The sequence below is a fragment of the Streptomyces sp. NPDC059456 genome (genome assembly GCF_042750055.1).
Taxonomy (GTDB): domain Bacteria; phylum Actinomycetota; class Actinomycetes; order Streptomycetales; family Streptomycetaceae; genus Streptomyces.
On sequence record NZ_JBHYVA010000566.1, the window covers coordinates 1 to 4073 of the forward strand.

Sequence of the window (4073 nt, forward strand, 5' to 3'; positions counted from 1 at the left end):
GCCCCTGTGGGGGTGGTGTGGCTCGCTGCCGCCGCGTGCCCCCCCCGCCGCGGCTGCGGTGGGGGGGGGGGGCGGGGGCCGCCCCCCCCCGGGGGGCGCCCCCCCCCCCCCCCCCCCCTGTCCGGCCTCTTCAGGGCATCGCCGGGAGAGAGCGCGGCCGGCGGTCAGCCCGTCTTGCGGCGGGTCTTCTTGTTCTTGCCGCCCGCGCCGCCACTGGCGCCCTGGATCTTCGCCCGGCTCTGGTGGGACTGCTGTGCGTGGGCACTGCGGGCGTTGCGCTCGAGGGCCTCCCGGAACTTGCGCTTGGCCTCCTCGGCCGGCGATTCGTCCTGCGGGGTGTCCGACTCTTCTGGCATGTGTCCTCCTGGGTTGACCTGAAGCGGCCTCAGTCTGTCACCCGCCGTCCCCCCTGACCAGCGACTTCCACGCCGCGGCAGCCGCTGCCCCGAGCCCCGGCCCGGCCCGGGTGCGGCCCGGGTCTGCCGGGTACCGTCCGGGAAGCCGCCCGGAGGCGGGCCGCCGCTCCGGCGGGCTTGAGACTCCCGTAGGGGGAGACGTCAGGGTGGGGGACGTGAACGGCGACACGCTCTATCCGATCGGGGAAATCGCCCGGCGCACCGGGCTGACGGTGAAGACCGTCCGCTTCTACTCCGACTCGGGGATCGTGGCGCCCACGGATCGCAGCCCCGCCGGCTACCGGCTCTACGACATCCACGCGGTCACCCGCCTCGACCTCGCCCGCACCCTGCGCGACCTCGGCCTCGACCTGGCCACGATCCGCAGGGTGCTGGACCGGGAAGCCTCCGTGCCGGAGGTCGCGGCCGCCCATGCCGACGCCCTGGACGTGCAGATACGCACGCTGCGGCTGCGGCGGGCCGTATTGCGTGCCGTGGCCCGGCGCGGCGCCTCACCCCAGGAGACACACCTCGTGCACCGACTCGCCCGCCTCTCCGAAGCCGAACGCAACCGGCTGGTCCACGCGTTCATCGACGACACGTTCGGAGGCTTCGACGCCAATCCCGAATTCGTGGCCATGCTGCGCTCCGCCATGCCCGAACTCCCCGACGACCCCACCACCGAGCAGGTCGAGGCCTGGGTGGAGCTCGCCGAGCTCTGCCAGGACGCCGGCTTCCGCGCCTGCGTGCGCAAGATGGCCGAGCACCAGGCGGCCGAGCGGGCGGACGGCGACACCACCGGCCTGCACCACGCCCTGAACGAGGCGGTCTGCGAACGCGTCGGCGAAGCCCTCGCGGCGGGCATCCTCCCGACGTCCGTCGAAGCACTGCCCGTCACGGACGCCCTGGCCGCCCTCTACGCGCACGCCTTCGAACGGGCCGACGACGGCGACCTGCGCCGCTGGCTCCTCGCGCGGCTGGAGGTGGCCGCGGATCCGCGCGCCGAGCGCTACTGGCAGCTCCTGGCCGTGATCAACGGCTGGCCGCCCTCGCCGAGCCTCGCGCCGGTGTTCACCTGGTTCATCGCCGCGCTGCGCGGATAAGCCGGGGCGAGCCCCGGGAACACACGAAGTCCCGGGGCTCGCGGGGAGTCCCGGGACTTCGCTGGTGCACTTCGCTTGACCGTCCTGTTCAACGACGGACCGCGCCGGAGGTCACCCCCCGTCCGGGTGGCGTGGGATCAGCCGGGTGAGACGCGCAGTGCGTCGCCGACGAGGCGGACCGCGCGGGAGAGCCGGCCCAGCTGCTGGAGCTCGACGGCGTACATGCGGATCGAGTTCTCGATGACGGATTCGGCCACGCCCATCGAGGGCAGTTCGGCCCGGCTGGTCTCCAGCGCGACCCGGACCGCCCGCATCTCGTGCTGGAGCTGGAGCTGGGCGTGCCGGCTGAGGAGCACGGGGCTGCGGGTCAGCGTCGAGTAGCTGCCGTAGCGGGCCGGGAGCAGATCCCGCAGCCAGCGCATGGCCGTGCGTTCCCAGTCATGGGTGCCGGGGGCCTTGACCTGACAGGGCCAGTCCGGGCTGAGCGTGGTGGAGGCCATCTGGCGCATGCTCGTCGCTTCCGAATGGTGTCGAACTCTGATCGAGACGTTGGTGGGCGGCCTCGGCCCAGGGGTTGACCGAGGCCGCCACAAGCGCTCTGGTGGATCCCAGAGTGCCGGGAACGGTCACCGAGGCGGGGCGTGAGGAGGAGCGCCCCGCGCGGGATGTTCGTTCTGGGAGGGCGTGGGGTCGCTCTCCTTGGCGTCTGGTGGATCCGGCGCGCTGCTTAGTAAACATATATACCGTCGAGTAAACAAGAGAATGAAAAATTACATACGCCTCGGCGGCATGAAAGTGGACTGCCTCATACCGGTTGAAAAGGTGCCTACAGGAAGAAACCGTGCTGGTCGGCGACCTGCTCGTACCCTTCGAGCCGCGCCTGCGTCCGCTCGGGATCCGCGTCGGCCATCGCCTGGAGCAGGGCCGCGGACAGCATCCCCGGCGCCGCGTACGAGTCGAAGACCAGCCGGGCCCCGGTCCCGGCCGTCAGGGCCACGTCCGCCTCGTCCACCAGGGGCCCCAGGGTGGTGTCGGTGATCAGCGCGATCTTCAGCCCGGCGCTGCGGGCGGCCCGCAGCGCCGACAGGGTCTCCTTGGCGTGCCGGGGCATGGCGAAGGCCAGGGCCCAGGTCCCGCCGGCCTCCCGGGACTGGAGCAGGGCGTCGTAGGCCACGCTGCCTCCACGTGTCACCAGCCGGACATCGGGATGGATGCGCCGTGCCGCGTAGGCGAAGTACTCCGCGAGCGAGACCGAGATCCGCAGGCCGAGGACCGTCAGCGGCACCGAGCGGGCCAGCTCGCGGCCGATGTCGAGCACCTGGTCGGTGTCGGCGAGCAGCCGCCGTACGTTCTCCAGGTTCGCGATCTCGGCGTCCACGGCCGCCTGGAGCTCGTTGCGGCGGAACTGCTCGCTGCTCTCCGGGGAACCCGCGACGGCGCTCAGCGCCATCGGCTGGAGGGCGTCCCGCAGGGCCGGGTAGCCGCTGAACCCGAGGGCGGTGGCGAAACGCGTCACCGACGGCTGGCTGACGCCCACCCGCTCCGCGAGCTCGGTGATCGACAGGAACGCCGCCTCGGTGAGGTGGTCGATCAGGTACTGGGCGATCCGCCGCTGCCCGGGGGAGAGCCGGTGGCCGTCGAACAGGGCGCGCACCCGGTCGCCCGGAGCGCGCTCGTGGACCGGCGGCGCCTGCCCGCTCGGCGTGATCGCAGCCGCCTGCGCGCGTGCCTGCTGCCCCGATGACACCGGTGGGCCTCCCTCTCATGTCACTCGTCTTCAAACATAGCTCACGCCCTGTGGTCGGCCGCCCCCGTCGGGCGAGGCCGGTCCCGGGCCCGCGCCGCCCGCATCGCTCGCGACCCCCGGAGGCCGGAAATATGATGTGCTCGGGTCTTTGGCGCACCGCGCGCAGCGAGAGCCGAGAGCAGGGACATATGGATGCACCCGGGAGCGGTCCGTGACCCCGCGCCGTCCCCCGAAGTCGGTGAGCGCCGCCGACCTGCTGGCCACGCTCGGCCGGCTCACGGCCCGGGCGAAGGCGGGAGCCGAACTCCAGCAGGCCCGGGTGGAACTCGCCGAGGCCCTCCAGCGCGAGATGCTGCCGGCCTCCCTGCCCGCGCTGCCCGGTCTGCGCAGCGCCGCCCGCTACGCACCCGCCCGGCACGGCCTGGACATCGGCGGCGACTGGTACGACGGCTTCCGGCTGCCCGAAGGCGCGCTCGCGTTCTCCATCGGCGACGTCCAGGGGCACGACGTCGAGGCGGCCGCCTTCATGGGGCAGGTCCGCGTCGGCCTGCGCGCCGTGTCCACCGTCGTCTTCGACCCGGGCGAGATGCTGAGCCGGGCCAACGACGTCCTGCTGGCGATGGACTGCGAACTCTTCGCGACCTGCACCCTGCTCCGCTTCGACCCCGAGACCTGGGAACTCGAAACCGCCCGGGCCGGCCACGTGCCCTCCGTCTGGGCCACGGTCGACGGCAGTTACGGCATCAACGAGGAGGAGGGCGGCCCGCCACTGGGAGTCGAGCCGGGCGCCGGGTACGCGGTGACCCGGCCCGGGACTCCCGCGGGGGC

General features: G+C 72.8%; 5 protein-coding genes. 2 read left to right on the forward strand and 3 right to left on the reverse strand.

Going from position 1 to position 4073, the window contains the following annotated elements; genetic code table 11:
- Positions 1-164: 164 nt before the first annotated feature.
- Positions 165-356, reverse strand: a complete 192-nt coding sequence (locus tag ACFXA3_RS33485; protein WP_054222074.1) for a DUF5302 domain-containing protein — start codon at positions 354-356, stop codon at positions 165-167.
- A 215-nt stretch (positions 357-571) separates the two neighbouring features.
- Here ACFXA3_RS33485 and ACFXA3_RS33490 point away from each other — a divergent pair, with 215 nt between their 5' ends.
- Positions 572-1498, forward strand: a complete 927-nt coding sequence (locus ACFXA3_RS33490) for a MerR family transcriptional regulator (protein WP_385193092.1) — start codon at positions 572-574, stop codon at positions 1496-1498.
- 137 nt (positions 1499-1635) lie between these two features.
- On the opposite strand, the gene ACFXA3_RS33495 is transcribed toward ACFXA3_RS33490, so the two are convergent.
- Together ACFXA3_RS33495 and ACFXA3_RS33500 are read right to left on the reverse strand one after the other, a co-directional pair.
- Complete coding sequence (locus ACFXA3_RS33495) at positions 1636-1998, reverse strand: hypothetical protein (RefSeq protein WP_385193095.1); 363 nt, start codon at positions 1996-1998, stop codon at positions 1636-1638.
- Between the two features lie 326 nt (positions 1999-2324).
- Positions 2325-3245, reverse strand: a complete 921-nt coding sequence (locus ACFXA3_RS33500; RefSeq protein ID WP_385193097.1) for a MurR/RpiR family transcriptional regulator — start codon at positions 3243-3245, stop codon at positions 2325-2327.
- A 211-nt stretch (positions 3246-3456) separates the two neighbouring features.
- Between ACFXA3_RS33500 and ACFXA3_RS33505 the strand changes: the two genes are divergently transcribed.
- Positions 3457-4073, forward strand: a 617-nt coding sequence (locus ACFXA3_RS33505; RefSeq protein WP_385193099.1) for a PP2C family protein-serine/threonine phosphatase, incomplete at its 3' end; no start/stop codon positions are given.